The sequence below is a fragment of the Acidovorax sp. genome (assembly GCF_022763525.1).
Taxonomy (GTDB): Bacteria; Pseudomonadota; Gammaproteobacteria; order Burkholderiales; family Burkholderiaceae_C; genus Acidovorax.
Map to the genome: position 1 here is coordinate 1 of NZ_JALEGG010000218.1, position 18,819 is coordinate 18,819.

The window sequence follows — 18,819 nt, forward strand, 5'->3', positions numbered from 1 at the left end:
AGCTGCAGCGCCGCCAGGGCGCGCGCCCACTCGGCCACGCGCTGGGCGGTGGCGGCCCAGGTCAGGCTTGTCCAGGCCTGGGCGTCGGAGTCAAAGGCGCGGTAGGCCTCGGCGTTGGGGGTGGCGGCGGCGCGAAAGGCCAAGAGCTGCGGCAGCGTGCGGACGCCGTCGATATCAGTGGGTGTAGGTGACATGAAACCTGCTGTGAGGTGCGCCGGGTGGTGGCGCAGCCTTGGTGAAAACCCGCAGGATGATACTGACCGACCCAGCGAATTCCGCTCGCGCATGCGGCGGTTGTGTTGCAAATGGTGCATTCCGATTTGCGGAATGATGGGGCGGCTTTGCCTCCCTGCGGCACGCAGCGTGCCTTCGGCCACAATGCCCCATTTACGGAACTTTTGCGCTGCGTGCGCTTGCGCTGCTTCTCCCATGGATCCCGCTACCGCTTTTGTTGTCGCCTCGCTGATGATGTTGGCCAACGGGTGGGTACTGGGCATGGTCGGGCGTGATTTCCCGGCTCCTTTACTCCCCTGCACCGCCAGCTGGCGCATTGCCACGCTGCTGCTGGCGGGCGGGGCCCTGATTCATGCGGCCCGCAGTTTCATGCCTCTGGAGGTCAGCGCCCCCGTGGCCAATGGCCTGTTGCTGCTGGGGTGCACGGGCTACTGGCGCGCGCTGCGGCAGTTCTATGGGTTGCCAGAAGCGCGGTGGATCTGGGCTCCCGCCGCCGTGGGGATCGCTGGCGTGGTCTGGTTTGCCGTGCTTCATCCCCACACCTCGCTGCGCGTCCTCATTCTTTCATCCTGTTTCACGGTGCTGTTGCTGGCGAGCTTTGCCCTGCTGGTGTCGCAGAAGTTGCCTGAGGGTGCGCGCAGCCGCCGCGTCATGGCCAGCCTGTTTGCGGTGATCGCAGTGTTCACGGCAGGGCGGGCTGCGTACTATGTCTCGCAGGGCGTCAGCCCTTCGCTGGACATGGTGGGTGACGGTGGCTGGATCAACTTGGCCAGCCCCATGGTGGCGGCCCTCCTGCCCGTGGTGGGCACGACGGCCTTTCTGCTGATGTGTTCCGAGCGCATTGGCCGCCAGTGGGAGCTCGCAGCGTCCACCGACTACCTCACCGGCCTGCCCAACCGGCGCACTCTGCTCACGGTGGGCGAGCGGCGCTTTGGCGGCAGTGCGCCCGGAGCGCGGCGCTTGGCGCTGGCCTTGATTGACATCGACCATTTCAAGTCCATCAATGACTCGCACGGCCACGAGGTGGGCGATGTGGCGCTGCGCCACGTGGCCGAGCGCCTGCGCGCAGCCTGCCGCGATGGCGACTTGGCTGCGCGCCACGGCGGCGAGGAGTTTGTGCTGCTCTGGGGAGGGCTGGACACCACCGAAGCCCGCTGTGCCGGCGAACGCTTGTGCGCACAAGTGGCGAGCGAGCCGCTGCGCACCGATCACGCGCTGATTCCCATGACCATTTCCATGGGCGTGGCCTCGGCGGGCGAGGGCGACCGCAGCTTTCACGACCTGCTGCGGCGCGCCGACCACGCGCTCTATGCCGCGAAGGCGGGCGGGCGCAACCGGGTGGAGACGGCGCAGGAGCGCTGAACGCCAGGAAAGGAAGGGCGGCCCTCAGGCGCCGGTGCAACACCGCGCCGGGGCGCCGTTCACACGGTGGTTTCAGGCTGCCGCTTCCAGCCCCTGCGCAAAGTGCGCCTGCATGGCCTGCACCGTGGCTTGGGCGTCGCGGGCCAGCATGGCGGCCAGGATGGTGCGGTGCTCGCGCAGCGAATCCTCGATGCGCCCCTGCTTGAGCAAAGAGTTGTGCCGGTTGAGCTTCATCACCTTACGCAGGTCGGCCACCATCTGGCTGCGCCAGCGGTTGTCAGCCAGCTCCAGCAGCAGCATGTGAAAACGCTCGTTGATGGCAAAGAAACGGTCGCGGTTGCTGGTGGCGTCTTCCAGCTCTTTGTGCAGCGCCTCCAGGGCCTGCAGTTGCTCGGGCGTAGCGCGCTCGGCCACCACGCCCGCCGCATCGCTCTCCAGCAGGCTGAGCAGGTGGTACACGTCGCGCAGGTCTTTTTCGCTCATTTCCGTCACATAGGCGCCACGGCGAACCTTCATCGTGACCAGGCCTTCGGCGGCCAGCACTTTGAGCGCCTCGCGCAGCGGCGTGCGGCTGATGCCGAATTCCTCGGCAATCTTGAGCTCGTCAATCCAGCTGCCGGGCTCCAGCTCGCGGCGGAAGATGCGCTGGCGCAATTGCTCAGCAACTTCTTCGTACAGGGCGCGGGGCGTGAGGGTGACAGCGGACATGGGCGGATTGTAAGGCGTGCGGAATATTTTGAATCAATAATTATGAATGATGTAAACTCGCCGCCACACCGGCAAACACCCCCAGCCTTCTTTGGAGCCCGCCCCGCCATGAGTGACACCCCCCGCAACACGCCAGAATTTGCCCCCGCCTCGCTGGAAGCCTGGGCCAAGGCCGCCGCCAAGTCCGCGCCGGGCGGCGATGTGAACGCGCTCAACTGGGTCACGCCCGACGGCATCACCGTCAAGCCGCTGTACACCGCCGCGGACACCCAGGACCTGCCTTACGCAAACACGCTGCCGGGCTTCGAGCCCTTTCTGCGCGGCCCTCAGGCCACCATGTACGCGGTGCGCCCCTGGACGATCCGCCAGTACGCCGGGTTCTCCACGGCCGAGGAGTCCAACGCCTTCTACCGCAAGGCGCTGGCTGCTGGCGGGCAGGGCGTGTCGGTGGCGTTCGACCTGGCCACCCACCGCGGCTACGACTCGGACCACCCCCGCGTGACGGGCGATGTGGGGAAGGCCGGCGTGGCAATTGACAGCGTGGAGGACATGAAGATCCTCTTCAACGAGATCCCGCTGGACAAAGTGTCCGTCTCCATGACCATGAACGGCGCTGTGCTGCCCGTGCTGGCCGGCTACGTGGTGGCGGCGGAAGAGCAGGGCGTCTCACAGGACAAGCTCAGCGGCACCATCCAGAACGACATCCTCAAGGAGTTCATGGTCCGCAACACCTACATCTACCCGCCCAAGCCGTCGATGAAAATCATTGGCGACATCATCGAGTACACGGCCAAGAACATGCCGAAGTTCAACTCGATCTCGATCTCGGGGTACCACATGCAGGAGGCGGGCGCCAACCAGGCGCTGGAGCTGGCCTTCACGCTGGCCGACGGCAAGGAATACGTGAAGACCGCCATCGCCAAGGGCATGGATGTGGACGAATTCGCCGGGCGCCTTTCGTTCTTCTGGGCCGTCGGCATGAACTTCTACCTGGAAGTGGCCAAGATGCGTGCCGCGCGCCTCCTGTGGTGCCGCATCATGAAGGGCTTCAACGCGAAAAACCCCAAGAGCCTGATGCTGCGCACGCATTGCCAGACCTCGGGCTGGAGCCTCACCGAGCAGGACCCCTACAACAACGTGGTGCGCACCACCATCGAGGCCATGGCCGCCGTGTTTGGCGGCACGCAGAGCTTGCACACCAACAGCTTTGACGAAGCCATTGCGCTGCCTACCGAATTCAGCGCCCGCATCGCGCGCAACACACAGCTCATCATTCAGGAAGAAACCCACATCACCAACGTGATCGACCCCTGGGCCGGCAGCTACATGATGGAGAAACTGACCCAGGACATGGCCGACGCCGCCTGGAAGATCATCGAAGAGGTCGAGGCCATGGGCGGCATGACCCAGGCCGTGGACAGCGGCTGGGCCAAGCTCAAGATCGAGGCCGCTGCCGCCGAGAAGCAGGCGCGCATCGACAGCGGCAAGGACGTGATTGTTGGCGTCAACAAGTACAAGCTGGCCAAGGAAGACAAGGTCGATATCCTCGAGATCGACAACATGAAGGTGCGCGACGGCCAGATTGCCCGCCTGCAGGAAATCAAGGCAAAACGCGACGCAGCCAAGGTGCAGCAAGCGCTGGATGCTCTCACTTCTGCAGCAGAGTCGGGCCAAGGCAACCTGCTGGATCTGTCCATCCAGGCCATCCGCCTGCGCGCCACGGTGGGCGAAGTGAGCGATGCGCTGGAAAAGGTTTTTGGGCGCCACCGCGCCGATACGCAAAAGGTGACCGGTGTGTACGCTGCTGCCTATGACTCGGCCGAAGGCTGGGAAAAACTCAAGACCGAAATCAATGCCTTTGCCGAAGACCAGGGCCGCCGCCCCCGCGTGATGATTGCCAAGCTGGGCCAGGACGGCCACGACCGCGGCGCCAAGGTGGTGGCCACCGCCTTCGCCGACCTGGGCTTTGACGTGGACATGGGCCCGCTCTTCCAGACCCCCGAGGAGTGCGCGCGCCAAGCCATTGAAAACGACGTGCACGCCGTAGGCGTGAGCACGCTGGCCGCCGGCCACAAAACGCTGGTGCCCGCCATCATTGCCGAGCTGAAGAAGCAGGGCGCTGACGACATCATCGTGTTCGTGGGCGGCGTGATTCCTGCGCAGGACTATGACTTCCTGTACGAAGCGGGCGTGAAGGGCGTCTACGGCCCCGGCACCCCCATCCCGGCCAGCGCCAAGGATGTGCTGGAACAAATTCGCAAGGCCGTGGCAGCGTGACATCACTCTTTGCCACAACCCCGACCGTTCGGGCTGAGCCTGTCGAAGCCAGGGCGCGCATCTGTGCAAGCCTTCGACAAGCTCAGGCTGAACGGCTGAGGATGGTCAAGGCGTCCGCCCAAATCAACGACTGAGCATGCGCCCGTTTTACGTTTACATCCTGCGCTGCGCCGACGGTTCTTACTACGTCGGCCACACCGATGACATGGAACTGCGCATGCAGCAGCATTTCAACGGCGACGTAGGCTACACCTCGCTGCGCAAGCCAGTCGAGCTTCTTTGGCAGGGCGAGTTTGAGACCCGAGAAGGCGCGCTGGCTTTTGAGCTTCAGGTCAAAGGCTGGTCAAGGGCCAAGAAGGAAGCGTTGATTGCGGGTGACTGGGGGCGAGTGCAAAAACTAGCCCAGTCGCACGGCAAAGCCACCATTACGCCCCGGCTTCGACAGGCTCAGCCCGAACGGTTGGGGGAACACGAAACGAAGGCATGTAACGTGCTCAGTTCTTCTGGAAATGAAGTCAGCGCACCCCCGCCCGTTCAGCCTGAGCCCGTCGAAGGCCGGATCAAGTCCCTGCAAGGTCTGTTTGAAGGCATCACCGCCCAGCCCGGCCCCATCCAACGCCGCGCCATGGCCAAAGCCATCACGCTGCTGGAATCCACCCGCGCCGACCACCGCGCCCAGGCCGACGAGCTGCTCACGGCGCTCCTGCCCCACACCGGCAAATCCTTCCGCCTGGGCATCAGCGGCGTGCCCGGCGTGGGCAAATCCACCTTCATCGAGGCGCTGGGCCTGTACCTGATCGCCCAGGGCCACCGCGTAGCCGTGCTGGCGGTGGACCCCTCCAGCACCGTGTCGGGCGGCTCCATCCTGGGCGACAAGACGCGCATGGAGCACCTCTCCGTCAACGAACGCGCCTACATCCGCCCCAGCCCCAGCAGCGGCACGCTGGGCGGCGTGGCCGAAAAGACGCGCGAGGCATTGCTGGTGTGCGAGGCCGCAGGCTACGACGTGGTCATCATCGAGACCGTGGGCGTGGGCCAGTCCGAAACTGCCGTGGCGGGCATGACGGACATGTTCGTGCTCATGCAGCTGCCCAATGCGGGCGACGACCTTCAGGCCATCAAGAAGGGCGTGATGGAGATTGCCGACCTGGTCGTCATCAACAAGGCCGACATCGACAAGAACGCCGCCACACGGGCCGAGGCGCAGATCACCTCCAGCCTGCGGCTCTTGAGCCAGCATGGAAACCCCGAGCATGCCCACCACAACGCTACCCAGTGGCACCCCAAGGTCGTGCAGATCAGCGCGCTGCTGGGGCAGGGCGTGGACAGCTTCTGGGCGGCCGTCAGCGAATTCCGCCGCTTGCAAACCGCCAACGGCCGCCTGGCCCAGCGCCGCGAGAAGCAGGCGCTGGCCTGGATGTGGGAGCGCATCGAGGCGGGCCTCAAGCTCGCTTTCCGCCAGCACCCGCAGGTGCGCGCGCTGCTGCCGCAGTTGCAGCAGGACGTGGTGGCGGGGCGCATTGCCGCATCCACTGCAGCACGAAATCTGCTGCTGGCGCAATCAGGACAAGCGCAAGCAGCTACTGAATAGATAGCAAACCATTCCCACAAGACAGCATTTCACCGAAGGACGACTATGCAAGACATCCTGGACCAACTGGAGAAAAAGCGCGAACTCGCCCGTTTGGGCGGGGGCCAGAAGCGCATCGACGCCCAGCACAAGAAGGGCAAGCTCACGGCCCGCGAGCGCATCGAGCTGCTGCTGGACGACGGCACTTTTGAGGAATGGGACATGTTCGTGGAGCACCGCTGCACGGACTTCGGCATGCAGGACAACAAGGTGCCCGGCGACGGCGTGGTCACCGGCTACGGCATGATCAACGGCCGCCTGGTGTTCGTCTTCAGCCAGGACTTCACCGTGTTCGGCGGCGCTTTGAGCGAAACGCACGCCGAGAAGATCTGCAAGATCATGGACCAGGCCATGAAGGTGGGTGCGCCCGTGATCGGCCTCAACGACTCGGGCGGCGCCCGCATCCAGGAAGGTGTGGCGTCCCTGGGCGGCTATGCCGACGTGTTCCAGAAGAACGTGCTGGCCTCGGGCGTGGTGCCGCAGATCAGCATGATCATGGGCCCCTGCGCGGGCGGCGCGGTGTACAGCCCGGCCATGACGGACTTCATCTTCATGGTCAAGGACAGCAGCTACATGTTCGTGACCGGCCCCGAAGTGGTGAAGACCGTGACGCACGAAGAAGTCACGGCCGAAGAACTGGGCGGTGCCATCACCCACACCACCAAGAGCGGCGTGGCCGACATGGCATTCGAGAACGATGTCGAAGCCATCATGATGCTGCGGCGCCTGTACAACTACCTACCGCTCAACAACCGTGAGAAGGCCCCCGTGCGCAAGAGCAACGACCCGGCCGACCGCATGGACCTGAGCCTGGACACGCTGGTGCCCGACAACCCCAACAAGCCCTACGACATGAAGGAGTTGATCCTCAAGACCGTGGACGACGGGGACTTTTTTGAGCTGCAGCCCGAGTACGCCAAGAACATCCTGATCGGCTTTGCCCGCATGGAAGGCCAGGTGGTGGGCATCGTGGCCAACCAGCCGCTGGTGCTGGCAGGGTGCCTGGACATCAAGTCGAGCATCAAGGCCGCGCGCTTTGTGCGCTTTTGCGATGCGTTCAACATCCCCGTGGTCACGTTTGTCGATGTGCCCGGCTTCATGCCCGGCACCAGCCAGGAGTACGGCGGCATCATCAAGCACGGGGCGAAGCTGCTGTACGCGTATGCCGAGTGCACCGTGCCCAAGATCACCGTCATCACCCGCAAGGCCTACGGCGGTGCGTACGACGTGATGGCGAGCAAGCACCTGCGCGGCGACGTGAACCTGGCCTGGCCCAATGCCGAGATCGCGGTGATGGGCGCCAAGGGCGCGGTGGAAATCATCTTCCGTGAAGACAAAGGCGACCCTGCCAAGCTCGCCGCCCGCGAGGCGGAATACAAGCAGCGCTTTGCCAACCCGTTCGTGGCCGGCGCGCGTGGCTTTATCGACGACGTGATCCTGCCGCACGAGACGCGAAAACGGATCTGCCGCTCGCTGGTGATGCTGCAGAACAAGAAGATCGAGAACCCGTGGCGCAAGCACGGGAACATTCCGCTTTGAAGTAGCAGAGGGCGCCGCCTGTGGACCGCCTGAGCCCTGCACGAGCACCGATGACACCCGAATAGCCAGGAGCACCGACATGTCCGTCCAACTCTATTACCACCCATACTCCCGCGCGGCCGGCACCCTTTGGGCGCTGGAGGAAGTAGGTGTCGCCTACGACCTCATCGTGACCGACATCATGAACGGCGCCCAGAAAGGGCCGGACCTGGTCACCAAGAACCCGATGGGCAAGCTGCCCACGCTGGTGGACGGCGACCTGGTGGTTTCGGAAGCGGCCGCCATCGCGCTGTACCTGGCGGACCGCTATGCGCCAGGCCGTCTGGCGCCGGCGCTGGACGACCCCCAACGCGGCACCTACCTGCGCTGGTCGCTGTTTGCGCCGAGCGTGATCGAGCCGGCGGTGATGGCCAAGGCGTCGGGCTGGGAGGTCAAGGAGGTCTCGGCCGGATGGGGCCGCTACGACACCATGATCGCCTCGGCGGAGAGCGCCATTGCCGGCAAGGATTTCGTGCTGGGCGGCACGTTTTCCATGGCCGACGTGGTGTTCGGCGGCACCTTGCGGTTCATGATGGACTTCAAGCAGATCGAGCCCACACCCATCTTCACGGCGTATGTCGAGCGGCTCAACGCGCGTCCTGCCTACCAACGCGCGGACGCCCGCAACCAGGCCATGCGCAAGCAATTGGGCCTGCAATAAGCGATTGACCATATAGCACCGAAAAGACAACGGAACCTTTGAAATGTTCACCAAAATCCTGATCGCCAACCGCGGCGAAATCGCCTGTCGCGTCATCGCCACCGCCCGCAAGATGGGCATCGCCACCGTCGCCGTCTACTCCGACGCCGACAAGGAAGCCCGCCACGTCAAGCTGGCCGACGAGGCTGTGCACATCGGCGCGGCGCCCAGCCGCGAGTCCTACCTGCTGGCGGACAAGATCATTGCCGCCGCCAAGCAGACCGGCGCACAGGCCATCCACCCCGGCTACGGCTTCCTGTCTGAAAACGACGCATTTGCCCAGCGCTGCGAAGACGAGGGCATTGCCTTCATCGGACCCAAGGCGCATTCGATTGCGGCCATGGGCGACAAGATCGCGTCCAAGAAGCTGGCCAACGAGGCCAAGGTCAACACCATTCCGGGTTACAACGACGCGATTGCAGGCCCCGAGCAAGCGGTGGAGATTGCCAAGGGCATCGGCTACCCCGTGATGATCAAGGCCAGCGCGGGCGGTGGTGGCAAGGGCCTGCGTGTGGCCTACAACGATAAGGAAGCGTTCGAGGGCTTTGCCAGCTGCCAGAACGAGGCCCGCAACAGCTTTGGCGACGACCGCATCTTCATCGAGAAGTTTGTGCAGGAGCCGCGCCACATCGAGATCCAGATCCTGGGCGACAGCCATGGCAACGTGATCTACCTGAACGAGCGCGAGTGCTCCATCCAGCGCCGCCACCAGAAGGTGATCGAAGAGGCGCCGTCGCCCTTCATCAGCGACGCGACGCGCAAGGCCATGGGCGAGCAGGCCGTGGCGCTGGCCAAAGCGGTGAAGTACCAATCGGCCGGCACGGTGGAGTTCGTGGTCGGCAAGGACCAGGACTTCTACTTTTTGGAGATGAACACCCGCCTGCAGGTGGAGCACCCGGTGACGGAGTGCATTACCGGCCTGGACCTGGTGGAGCTGATGATCCGCGTGGCCGCGGGCGAGAAGCTGCCTTTGACGCAAGCCGATGTGAAGCGCGACGGCTGGGCGATTGAGTGCCGCATCAACGCGGAAGATCCGTTCCGCAACTTCCTGCCGTCCACCGGCCGCCTGGTGCGCTTTCAGCCGCCCGAGGAATCGATGTTCCAGTCCGACACCAGCAAGAAGCTGGGCGTGCGGGTGGACACGGGCGTGTACGAGGGCGGTGAGATCCCCATGTACTACGACTCGATGATCGCCAAGCTCATCGTGCACGGCACCGACCGCAACGATGCGATTGCCAAGATGCGCGCGGCGCTCAACGGCTTTGTGATCCGCGGGATCAGCAGCAACATCCCGTTCCAGGCGGCGCTGCTGGCGCATCCCAAGTTCGTGTCGGGCCAGTTCAACACCGGCTTCATTGCAGAGCACTACGGCAAGGGCTTCCATGCGGAAGACGTGCCGCACGACGATCCACTGTTCCTGGTGGCCCTGGCCGCCTTCATGAACCGCCGCTACCGCGCCCGCGCCTCGGGCATCAGCGGGCAACTGGCCGGGCACGAGGTGAAAGTGGGCGAGCAGTTTGTAGTTGTCACGCTGGGCGCCGAAGGCCAGAACCAGCACCACGAAGTGACGGTGTCTGACTTTGAAGACAAATCGGGCTCCAGCGCAGTATTGGTCGGCGGTAAGAGCTATCAAATCAGTAGCAACGCCACGCTGGGACAGATCCGCGTGCAGGGTGCCTGCAACGGCCAGGGCTTCACCGCCCAGGTGGAGCGCGGCGCGGGCAAGAACCCGCTGGCCCTGCGCATCGCCCACAACGGCACGCAGATCGAAGCCCTGGTGCTCTCGCCCTTGGGTGCGCGGCTGCACCAGTTGATGCCCTACAAGGCGCCGCCCGACCTGTCGAAGTTCCTGCTCTCGCCCATGCCCGGCCTGCTGGTGGACGTGGCCGTGCAGCCGGGCCAGAAGGTACAGGCCGGTGAAAAGCTGGCCGTGATCGAAGCCATGAAGATGGAGAACATCCTCTTTGCCGCGCAAGATGGCGTGGTGGGCAAGATCGTGGCGGGCAAGGGCGAATCGCTGGCGGTGGACCAGGTGATTCTGGAATTCCAGTGACCGCTGGCTTGACCGGCGCGCAACGGACAAACATATCGCCTGTGCGCGGCGGGCAATGGCCCGCGCTGCGCTGGGTTTGCGCAGCGGTGGGCTCGGTGCTGCTGGCCGATGGCCTGGTCTTGATGGCCCTGGGCTATTTCTCCACGGGCGTGACGGTGCCTGCCATGCTGGGTGCAGCGGGGAGCTGGCTTGCGTGGCGCTGGCACGGCGTGCACGCGTGGCTGGACCGCACGGCGCTGCGGCGCAGGCTGTGGCGTATTTGCTGTGCCTTGCTGCTGCTCTGGGCCATCAGCGTTGCGGCATTCTGGGCGGTGCTGGTCCAACGCATAGTCCATGCCGACAAGGCGACAGCCAGCCTGGCGCCCCAGGTCATTCTGGTACTGGGCAGCGGCACGCCGCAGGGGCAGCCGTCGCCCGCCTTGCGTGCCCGGCTGGACAAGGCCTACGAAGTGGCCCGGCACATCCCGCAGCATGGGTGGTGGTGTCCGGCGGGGTGGACTTTGACGAGACGTTGAGCGAGGGCCAGGTCATGGGCAACTATCTGCGGGCACAAGGGCTGGATGCGCGGCGCATCCTGCAGGAAGAAAGCAGCACCAGCACCGAACTGAACCTGCGCTACAGCCTGCCCTTGCTGCAGGCCCAAGGGCTAGGGGCCGACGCCACCGTGGCCGTGGTCACCAGCGACTTTCATACCCTGCGCGCGCAGCGCATTGCCCGCAAGGTGGGCTACACCCACACCATACCGGTGCCGGCATCCACGCCGCTTTACATCCGCTACAACGCCTGGCTGCGTGAGTATTTCGCCACGGCCAGCAGTTGGCTGCTGCGAGAGCTGTGAGCGGATACGTGAAATTTTTTTAAAGCCAAATCTGCTGTGACGCCTGCAAACAAAGTGCAAGCAGCTACCAAATCAGGAGCATCTAATGACCGCTAGCCCCCGCCCCTTCAAAGTCCTCGGCATCCAGCAGGTCGCCATCGGCGGCACCGACAAGCAGCGCATGAAAACCTTGTGGGTGGACATGCTGGGCCTTACGCAAACCGGCACCTTCCAGAGCGAGCGCGAGAACGTGGATGAAGACATCCTGGCCATGGGGCAGGGCGCCCACAAGGTGGAGGTGGACATCATGCAACCCCTCGATATTGACAAAAAGCCCGCAGTGCACACCACGCCGCTCAACCACATCGGCCTTTGGATCGACGACCTTCCCAAGGCGGTGGAGTGGCTCACGGCGCAGGGCGTACGGTTTGCACCCGGCGGCATCCGCAAGGGCGCGGCGGGATACGACATCACCTTCTTGCACCCCAAGAGCAACGACGAGTTTCCGATTGCAGGCGAAGGGGTGTTGATCGAGCTGGTGCAGGCGCCTGCCGATGTGATTGCGGCGCTGGGCTGAGCATTCTGAGCCGGCTAAAGGGCGCCCGGCGGGTAACGGCGCTCGTTGCAGCAACAACATCGCCGATCTTCACAGGGGTGCCGCGCCCATTCGCCAGCAGATGGCGGCAAATGGAACCAGGTTGCCGACCGGTCGAAAAGTCGGTGCGTACCGGGTCGCCAAAAACCTCCAATTGCGCCCAAAACGAGCTCTTCTGCATCCAAAGAATTGCGCCGTTGCCGGCTTTTGCGTGCAGCGTTTTGTTGGCACTTTTTGTGACCCCATAGCGTTCGCAAGTGCCGTTTTCTCCGCCAGAATTCGCCCCCAATCAGCATGTCCCTGGCCCATCTCCCGCGGTGCCGGGCGCGTTGAACGGACGAAGAAGCGATTTGAACGCGCCGCGACCGACGAGTACCCCGGTCTGCTGGCGAATCCCCGCCACCAGAGGCCAACGCCTTGATTGACTGAAGGAGCCCGAACATGCCCACCACCCTGACCCCCACCGCCACCCCGGCGGCCCAGCCTGCGCAACCCGTGCAACTGCATCGCCGCCCGCCGGTCCCCTTGGCGCAAGGTCCCTGGTCGGTCGAGGCGATCCAGGCACTGCTCGACAAGCCCTTGATGGACTTGCTGTTCGAAGCCCAGACAATACATCGCCAACACTGGCCTGAGGGCGACATCGAGCTGGCCACGCTGCTGTCGGTCAAGACAGGCGGCTGCCCCGAAAACTGCGGCTACTGCCCGCAGGCGGCCGAGTTCGACACGGGCGTTAAGGCCGACAAGCTGATGGAAGTGGAGGAGGTGGTGCGCGCCGCCCAGGCCGCCAAGGACGCGGGCGCCACCCGCTTTTGCATGGGCGCAGCCTGGCGCGCGCCCAAGGACCGGGACATCGAAAAAGTCAGCGCCCTGATCGGCGCCGTGAAGGGGCTGGGCCTTCAGACGTGCGCCACCCTCGGCATGCTGGAGTCGCACCAAGCGCAGGCCCTCAAGGACGCCGGGCTGGACTACTACAACCACAACCTCGACACGGCGCCCGAGTACTACACGGACGTGGTCAGCACCCGCGCCTACCAAGACCGGCTGGACACGCTGCAACACGTGCGCAGCGCGGGCATCAGCGTGTGCTGCGGCGGCATCGTGGGCATGGGCGAGGCGCCGGTGCACCGCGCCGGGCTGATCGCCCAGCTGGCCAACCTGCAGCCATACCCCGAGTCCGTGCCCATCAACAGCCTGGTGCGCGTTCCGGGCACGCCGCTGGCCGACAGCGAGCCCATCGACCCCTTTGACTTCGTGCGCGTGATTGCGGTGGCGCGCATCACCATGCCAAAGGCGCGGGTGCGCCTGTCGGCCGGCCGCCAGCAGCTGGGCGACGCGGTGCAGGCGCTGTGTTTTCTGGCGGGCGCCAACTCCATCTTCTACGGCGACAAGCTCCTGGTGACGGGCAACCCGGATGTGCAGGCCGACGTGCAGCTGCTGGCCACGCTGGGCCTGAAAGGGCATCAGACCGTGAATACCGCTGCGCAGGCCTGCTGAACCTTCGGCGGCCGCTGTGGCCGGGCTGCCCGACACAGCTGCGCTACCACTGGATAACCCGCATGGTTCGTTGTTTTGGAGGTGATGACAGGCCCTAACCGGATGGGTAAAGTGGTCAGGAAGCACCGACCCCAAAGGCCCATGGAGGAACTGCATTGATGACCAGCCCCAGGCGCCCCCCGGCAGCAACCAGGCCCACAGCTTTCTGGCAGGCGCAGGCGTGTCTCCGCCCGGCCCCGTTCCGGCCGTTGCGGGCCGCCTTGTAACGAGAAGGCCCCGCCATGAACACCGGCACATTCGCTGAAAGCAAAGGCGTGGAACTCACCGACGGCGACTACCGGTTGCTGATCGAGCAGGTACAGGCAGCCGTGTTTGTCATTCAGGAAGGCCGCTTCCTGTTCGTGAACCCGAAGCTCTGGGAGATGTTCGGCTACACCCAGCAGGAAATGCTGGACGGGATGGATCCCATGTTGCTGTGCGCTCCCGAGTACCGCGACCTGGTGCGCTCCCAGGCACGGGCTAGGGTCGCGGGCGTGCCAGGCAACGCCTATGAAATCGAATGTGTCCGCAAGGATGGCACGCGGTTCAGCGCGCAGGTATGGGGCGCGCGCATCTTCCTGTCGTCGCAGGCAGCGGACCTTGTCACACTGCACGACGTCAGCGCCATCAAGACGGCGACACGCTACGCGCAGCAGCGTGCGCAGCTGTTTCGCAATGCCGAAGAGCTGGCCCGCATCGGTTCGGCAGAGTGCGACCTGGTCACCGGCGCCGTGACCCTCTCGCCGGGCATGCACGCCATCTTCGGGGTGCCGCCCACCGATGCGCCTGTCGAACGGGACTGGCTGCTGGCCCGCGTCCCCGTGGTGGAGCGGCCCTATGTCCAGGCGATCAGCGAAGGCGTTTCTCCCGACGACATTTGCGAGTTCCAGCACCGCATCGTGCATGCCGATGGCAGCCTGCGGACCGTGCTGCACCGCGTGCTGGCCGATGCGGACGGGGAGGGCAGGGTGGTGCGCACGGTCACCCTGCTGCAGGACATCACCCTGCAGCGCGCCGCCGAACAGCGGCTGGACCAGCTGGCCAACACGGACGAAACCACCGGCCTGCCCAACCGCAACGCGCTGACGGAGTACCTGGACATCAAGATCCGCGAAGCGGCGCGCCAAGGCCGCCAGCTCGCCGTGCTGAGCATCGAGATCGACCAGCTCAAGCTGGTGAGCGAATCGCTGGGCTACGCGGCGGGCGACCAACTGCTGGCCGAGGTGGGCAAGCGCCTGCAACCCCAGACCGCGCAGGACGACCTGCTGGCGCACTTTGGGGGCGGCGAATTTTCCCTGGTGCTGGCGCGAGACGATGCGGTGGATGAAGCACTTGCCCGCAACACGGCTGCGCTGCTGTTGGAGGCGCTGTCGATTCCCATCCCCCTGGGCGGTAATGACATCAAGGTGGCGTGCGACGTGGGCATTTCCCTGTACCCCGCCCACGGCGACGATCCCGAGAAGCTGCTGCAGCAATCGCAGGCAGCGATGTACCGCGCCCATGAGCTGGGCAAGAACCAGATCTGCGTGTACAGCGAGGGCATGCACTCCAAGGCCATCTTCCGGCTGGCGATGGAATCCGGCCTGCGCCGCGCGCTGGACCGCCAGGAGTTCGAGCTGCAATTCCAGCCCAAGCTGGAACTGGTCAGCGGCACCGTGGTGGGGGTGGAGGCCTTCCTGCACTGGAACACTCCGGAGACCCAGGCCGTTTCCCGCTCCAGCTACCTGCGGGTGGCCGAAGACACAGGGCTGATCGTGCCCATTGGCGAATGGGTGCTGCGCGCAGCCTGCCAGCAGGCCCTGCAATGGCAACGCGCAGGCTACCCGGGCTTGCGTGTGGCGGTGAACCTTTCGGCCCGCCAGCTGCAGCAGCCGGACCTGGTCCAGCGCATCCAGAAAATCCTCATCGACACGGGGCTGGACCCGCGGCTGCTTGGGCTGGAGATCACCGAAGGGGCGCTGATGGGCGAGAGCACACGCACCGCCCGGATTCTGGGCAACCTCAAGGCGCTGGGCATCGAGATTTCGCTGGACGATTTCGGCACCGGCTACTCCAGCCTGAGCTACCTTCGCACCTTGCCGATCGATGTCGTCAAGGTGGATCGCTCCTTCGTGCACGACGTCACGGCGGCCTCGCAGGATGTGTCCATCACCCGCGCCATCATCAACATGGCCCACAGCCTGCAGATGAAGGTGCTGGCCGAGGGGGTGGAGACCGAGGGCCAGCTGGCGCTGCTGATCGCAAACCGGTGCGACCAGATGCAGGGCTTTTATTTCAGTGGCCCGGTGTCGGCCGAGGCCATGACCACGCTGCTGCAAGAACGCAAGGCGCTGCCCGAGCACTTGCTGCTGCGCCGTCAGCACCAGCGCACGCTGCTGCTGGTGGACGACGAGGACAGCATCGTGGCCGCGCTGCGCCGCCTTCTGCGCCGCGACGGCTACCACATCGTGACAGCCAACAGCGGAGCCCAGGGGCTTCAGCGCCTGGCCGAGCATACCGTGGACGTGATCGTGTCCGATCAGCGGATGCCGGGCATGACCGGGGTGGAGTTCCTGCGCCGCGCCAAGGAGCTTTACCCCGATACCGTTCGCATGGTGTTGTCGGGCTACACCGAGCTGCAATCCATCACCGACGCGATCAACGAAGGCGCCATCTACAAGTTCCTGACCAAACCCTGGGACGACGAGCGGCTGCGCGGCCACATTGCCGAAGCCTTCGCCCAGAAGGAAATGGCCGACGAAAACAAGCGCCTGGCCAATGCCGTCCTGACGGCCAACGAAGAGCTGAGCGCCGTGAATGAACGCTTGCAACAGTTGCTCACGAATCAGCGCGACCAGATTCACCGCGAAGAGAGTAGCCTCAGCGTAGCCAGAGAGGTTCTGGACCACATTCCGGCGGCGGTGGTGGGGGTAGACCTCGAAGGCATGGTGGCTTTTGTCAACGCGGATGCCGAAGCACTGCTGGGTAAAGATGCCCCTTTGCTCGGCTACCCGGCGGACATGGTGCTGCCTGAGGCCCTGCGGCCCGTGTGGCGCGCAGCCGATCAAACTTACCACGACGTCTTCGTTGCTGGCAGCGCCTACCGCGTGGTGTGCCGTGCGGTGGGGGATGATGCCCAGTCACGAGGGCGGCTGCTGGTTATCGTGCCCAGCAGGGAGACCTGATCGATGCAGGAAACCATGCAAACTCTCGCCACCACCGTGCAATCCGTGCCCTCGGGGCTTGTGCTGGCGCAACCGGTATTGGATGCGCACGCCCAACTGCTGCTGCCTGCCGGCGCCCCCGTGACCAGCAGCATGCTGCACAACCTGCAACAGCGCGGCATCCAGGCCGTGTCTGTGCAGGCAGATCCGTCAGGATCAGGCGGTTCCGCACCTGGTGGGCGGCAGGGCTCGATCGAAGAAACTCAGGCCAGGCTGCACCACCTGTTCCGCCCCGCGCTTCGCATGGAGCAACTCAACCCTCTGCTCCATCTCATCCTGCGCTACCGCACGATCCAACGGCCTGGGGAAGCGCCATGATGCAGCTCACCCCCGAAGCCATTCGGCGCTCAGTTCGCGAGCTGCCCGCGCTACCGGCCGTGGTGCTGGAGCTGATCCAGTCGCTGGGCGACAGCGAGGTCTCCGCGGAGCAACTGGCAGCCAAGATATCGCAGGACCAGGCCATTGCCGCCAAAACGCTGCGGCTGGCCAACTCGTCGTTTTACGGGCTGCCGCGCCAGGTGACCTCCATTGCAGAAGCCACCACCATCCTGGGCCTGCGCACCCTGCGCAGCGTGGCCACCGCGGCAGGGTTGGCTGGAGGATTTGCCAGTTCACGTTGCGAGGGTTTTGACTTCGATGCTTTCTGGCGGCACTCCATCGGCACGGCGCTCACGGCCCATGCGATTGCCCAGCGCACGCGGCAGGACGTGGACGCCGCTTTCACGCTGGGCTTGCTGCACGACATAGGCCGACTGGTGCTCATCAGCGCCTACCCCGACGAGTACGCGCAGGCCATCGCCTACCGCGCTGAGCAGGACTGCCTTATGCACGTGGCTGAAAAACACTGGTTCGGCGTGGACCATGCCGATGTCGGCGGCGTGGTGGCGGAGCACTGGCGCTTTGCACCGGCGGTGGTTGCCGCCATTTCCTGCCACCACCGCCCAGCGGCCGACAGTACCAAAGGCCTGACGGATCTAGTGCACGTGGCCGACAACATCGCCCACGGGCTGGACCTCTCCCACCAGCAAGACGACATGGTGCCGCTGCTGGCGCTGGACGCCTGGAGCCGCATGGCACTGACCGATGCGCAGTGCATGGAGGTTTTTGACGCGGTTTCCCAGCAGCACGACGTTGTCTGCCACGCATTGCTTCCTTGAGGTGAACGGCATGAACACGATAGCTTCCTTCTCCACGGTGCCGGACAGGCACACGCCAGAGACCGCCGCTTCAGGTGCAGACACAGCGGAACACCGCGTACAGGAACTGCTGCGCGCCAACGAAGAGCTCAAGCAATTGAACGCCAAGCTCTCCGACGCGCAGGACAAGCTCATGCAGTCCGAGAAGATGGCATCCATCGGCCAGCTGGCGGCCGGCGTGGCGCACGAGATCAACAACCCCATCGGCTTCATCTTTTCGAATTTCGGCACGCTGGAGCGCTACCTGGCCGACCTGTTTGAAATGCTCGCGGCCTACGAAGAGGCGGAGTCTGCCCTGGCGGGAAACCCGGTGGCGGCTCGGCTCAAGGAACTGCGCGAGAAAATCGAGCTGGACTACCTCAAGGAAGACATCCCCACCCTGATGGCCGAGTCCAAAGATGGCATCACGCGGGTGCGAAACATCGTGCAGAACCTCAAGGATTTTTCACGGGTGGACACCTCGCAGAAGTGGGTGTTGGCCGACCTGCACCATGGCATTGACTCCACCCTGAACATCGTCAACAACGAAATCAAGTACAAGGCGGACGTGGTCAAGGAGTACGGTCAATTGCCCGACATTGAATGCCTCCCCTCCGAGCTCAACCAGGTTTTCATGAACCTGCTCGTGAATGCGGCCCATGCCATCCGGGCGGACCGCGGCACCATCACCATCCGCACCGGTGCGAACGACACGCAGGTGTGGGTCGAAGTCCAGGACACGGGCGAAGGCATCGCCAAGGAAAACCTGGGCCGGATCTTCGATCCGTTCTTCACCACCAAGCCGGTGGGCAAGGGTACGGGCCTGGGGCTCTCGCTGTCGTATGGCATCGTCAAGAAGCACCTGGGCAGCATTGACGTGACCAGCGAGCCGGGGGAGGGCACCTGCTTTCGCGTGACGCTGCCCATCCAGCACCCGGCCGAGGCCTGAACCTG

The 18,819-nt window shown here is 64.6% G+C and carries 15 protein-coding genes and 2 pseudogenes; 15 read left to right on the top strand and 2 right to left on the bottom strand.

The window, feature by feature from the left end; translation table 11 throughout:
* Nucleotides 1-194 (bottom strand): annotated as a pseudogene (locus MRY84_RS16940) (long-chain fatty acid--CoA ligase); the annotation flags it as partial.
* 235 nt (nt 195-429) lie between these two features.
* Between MRY84_RS16940 and MRY84_RS16945 the strand changes: the two are divergent.
* On the top strand, nt 430-1,596 hold the full coding sequence (locus MRY84_RS16945; RefSeq protein ID WP_291506876.1) for a GGDEF domain-containing protein: 1,167 nt from the start codon (nt 430-432) through the stop codon (nt 1,594-1,596).
* A gap of 72 nt (nt 1,597-1,668) precedes the next feature.
* Here the strand turns inward: MRY84_RS16945 and MRY84_RS16950 are convergent, their stop codons facing one another.
* Entirely contained in the window at nt 1,669-2,304 is a 636-nt protein-coding gene (locus MRY84_RS16950; RefSeq protein WP_291506877.1) for a GntR family transcriptional regulator, read from the bottom strand.
* Nucleotides 2,305-2,412: 108 nt separating this feature from the next.
* Here MRY84_RS16950 and scpA point away from each other — a divergent pair, with 108 nt between their 5' ends.
* From scpA to MRY84_RS17020, 14 genes and pseudogenes are all read left to right on the top strand, one after another.
* The gene (scpA, locus tag MRY84_RS16955) at nt 2,413-4,581 is read left to right on the top strand and encodes a methylmalonyl-CoA mutase (protein WP_291506878.1); all 2,169 of its coding nucleotides are present in this window, start codon (nt 2,413-2,415) and stop codon (nt 4,579-4,581) included.
* Nucleotides 4,582-4,717: 136 nt separating this feature from the next.
* A pseudogene (locus MRY84_RS16960) lies at nt 4,718-4,927 on the top strand (GIY-YIG nuclease family protein); the annotation flags it as partial.
* Between the two features lie 222 nt (nt 4,928-5,149).
* Complete coding sequence (gene meaB / locus MRY84_RS16965; RefSeq protein ID WP_291506906.1) at nt 5,150-6,172, top strand: methylmalonyl Co-A mutase-associated GTPase MeaB; 1,023 nt, start codon at nt 5,150-5,152, stop codon at nt 6,170-6,172.
* Nucleotides 6,173-6,217: 45 nt separating this feature from the next.
* Entirely contained in the window at nt 6,218-7,750 is a 1,533-nt protein-coding gene (locus tag MRY84_RS16970) for an acyl-CoA carboxylase subunit beta (protein WP_291506879.1), read from the top strand.
* Between the two features lie 79 nt (nt 7,751-7,829).
* Nucleotides 7,830-8,450 (top strand): glutathione S-transferase family protein, encoded by a 621-nt coding sequence (locus MRY84_RS16975; protein ID WP_291506880.1) that lies wholly within the window; start codon nt 7,830-7,832, stop codon nt 8,448-8,450.
* A 43-nt stretch (nt 8,451-8,493) separates the two neighbouring features.
* Nucleotides 8,494-10,542: an acetyl/propionyl/methylcrotonyl-CoA carboxylase subunit alpha gene (locus MRY84_RS16980; RefSeq protein WP_291506881.1), complete on the top strand. Its 2,049-nt coding sequence runs from the start codon at nt 8,494-8,496 to the stop codon at nt 10,540-10,542.
* Nucleotides 10,539-11,057 carry a hypothetical protein gene (locus MRY84_RS16985; protein WP_291506882.1) on the top strand — a complete coding sequence of 173 codons (519 nt, stop codon included), beginning with the start codon at nt 10,539-10,541 and terminating at the stop codon, nt 11,055-11,057. Before MRY84_RS16980 ends, MRY84_RS16985 begins: the two co-directional genes overlap by 4 nt.
* On the top strand, nt 11,036-11,380 hold the full coding sequence (locus tag MRY84_RS16990; protein WP_291506883.1) for a YdcF family protein: 345 nt from the start codon (nt 11,036-11,038) through the stop codon (nt 11,378-11,380). Before MRY84_RS16985 ends, MRY84_RS16990 begins: the two co-directional genes overlap by 22 nt.
* A gap of 85 nt (nt 11,381-11,465) precedes the next feature.
* Nucleotides 11,466-11,936 carry a VOC family protein gene (locus MRY84_RS16995; RefSeq protein ID WP_291506884.1) on the top strand — a complete coding sequence of 157 codons (471 nt, stop codon included), beginning with the start codon at nt 11,466-11,468 and terminating at the stop codon, nt 11,934-11,936.
* 459 nt (nt 11,937-12,395) lie between these two features.
* Nucleotides 12,396-13,448, top strand: a complete 1,053-nt coding sequence (gene bioB / locus MRY84_RS17000; protein ID WP_291506885.1) for a biotin synthase BioB — start codon at nt 12,396-12,398, stop codon at nt 13,446-13,448.
* Nucleotides 13,449-13,729: 281 nt separating this feature from the next.
* Nucleotides 13,730-16,651: an EAL domain-containing protein gene (locus tag MRY84_RS17005; protein ID WP_291506886.1), complete on the top strand. Its 2,922-nt coding sequence runs from the start codon at nt 13,730-13,732 to the stop codon at nt 16,649-16,651.
* Nucleotides 16,652-16,666: 15 nt separating this feature from the next.
* Nucleotides 16,667-17,008, top strand: a complete 342-nt coding sequence (locus tag MRY84_RS17010; protein ID WP_291506887.1) for a hypothetical protein — start codon at nt 16,667-16,669, stop codon at nt 17,006-17,008.
* Nucleotides 17,005-17,847 (top strand): HDOD domain-containing protein, encoded by an 843-nt coding sequence (locus tag MRY84_RS17015; protein ID WP_291506888.1) that lies wholly within the window; start codon nt 17,005-17,007, stop codon nt 17,845-17,847. Before MRY84_RS17010 ends, MRY84_RS17015 begins: the two co-directional genes overlap by 4 nt.
* A 10-nt stretch (nt 17,848-17,857) precedes the next feature.
* Nucleotides 17,858-18,814, top strand: a complete 957-nt coding sequence (locus MRY84_RS17020; RefSeq protein WP_363317558.1) for an ATP-binding protein — start codon at nt 17,858-17,860, stop codon at nt 18,812-18,814.
* The last annotated feature ends 5 nt before the right edge of the window (nt 18,815-18,819 follow it).

What these genes read in the sequence shown, in the direction of transcription:
- MRY84_RS16945 (WP_291506876.1), top strand. Translation starts at nt 430, where the DNA reads ATGGATCCCGCTACCGCTTTTGTTGTCGCCTCGCTGATGATGTTGGCC.
- MRY84_RS16950 (WP_291506877.1), bottom strand. Translation starts at nt 2,304, where the DNA reads ATGTCCGCTGTCACCCTCACGCCCCGCGCCCTGTACGAAGAAGTTGCT.
- scpA (WP_291506878.1), top strand. Translation starts at nt 2,413, where the DNA reads ATGAGTGACACCCCCCGCAACACGCCAGAATTTGCCCCCGCCTCGCTG.
- MRY84_RS16970 (WP_291506879.1), top strand. Translation starts at nt 6,218, where the DNA reads ATGCAAGACATCCTGGACCAACTGGAGAAAAAGCGCGAACTCGCCCGT.
- MRY84_RS16975 (WP_291506880.1), top strand. Translation starts at nt 7,830, where the DNA reads ATGTCCGTCCAACTCTATTACCACCCATACTCCCGCGCGGCCGGCACC.
- MRY84_RS16980 (WP_291506881.1), top strand. Translation starts at nt 8,494, where the DNA reads ATGTTCACCAAAATCCTGATCGCCAACCGCGGCGAAATCGCCTGTCGC.
- MRY84_RS16995 (WP_291506884.1), top strand. Translation starts at nt 11,466, where the DNA reads ATGACCGCTAGCCCCCGCCCCTTCAAAGTCCTCGGCATCCAGCAGGTC.
- bioB (WP_291506885.1), top strand. Translation starts at nt 12,396, where the DNA reads ATGCCCACCACCCTGACCCCCACCGCCACCCCGGCGGCCCAGCCTGCG.
- MRY84_RS17005 (WP_291506886.1), top strand. Translation starts at nt 13,730, where the DNA reads ATGAACACCGGCACATTCGCTGAAAGCAAAGGCGTGGAACTCACCGAC.
- MRY84_RS17010 (WP_291506887.1), top strand. Translation starts at nt 16,667, where the DNA reads ATGCAAACTCTCGCCACCACCGTGCAATCCGTGCCCTCGGGGCTTGTG.
- MRY84_RS17015 (WP_291506888.1), top strand. Translation starts at nt 17,005, where the DNA reads ATGATGCAGCTCACCCCCGAAGCCATTCGGCGCTCAGTTCGCGAGCTG.
- MRY84_RS17020 (WP_363317558.1), top strand. Translation starts at nt 17,858, where the DNA reads ATGAACACGATAGCTTCCTTCTCCACGGTGCCGGACAGGCACACGCCA.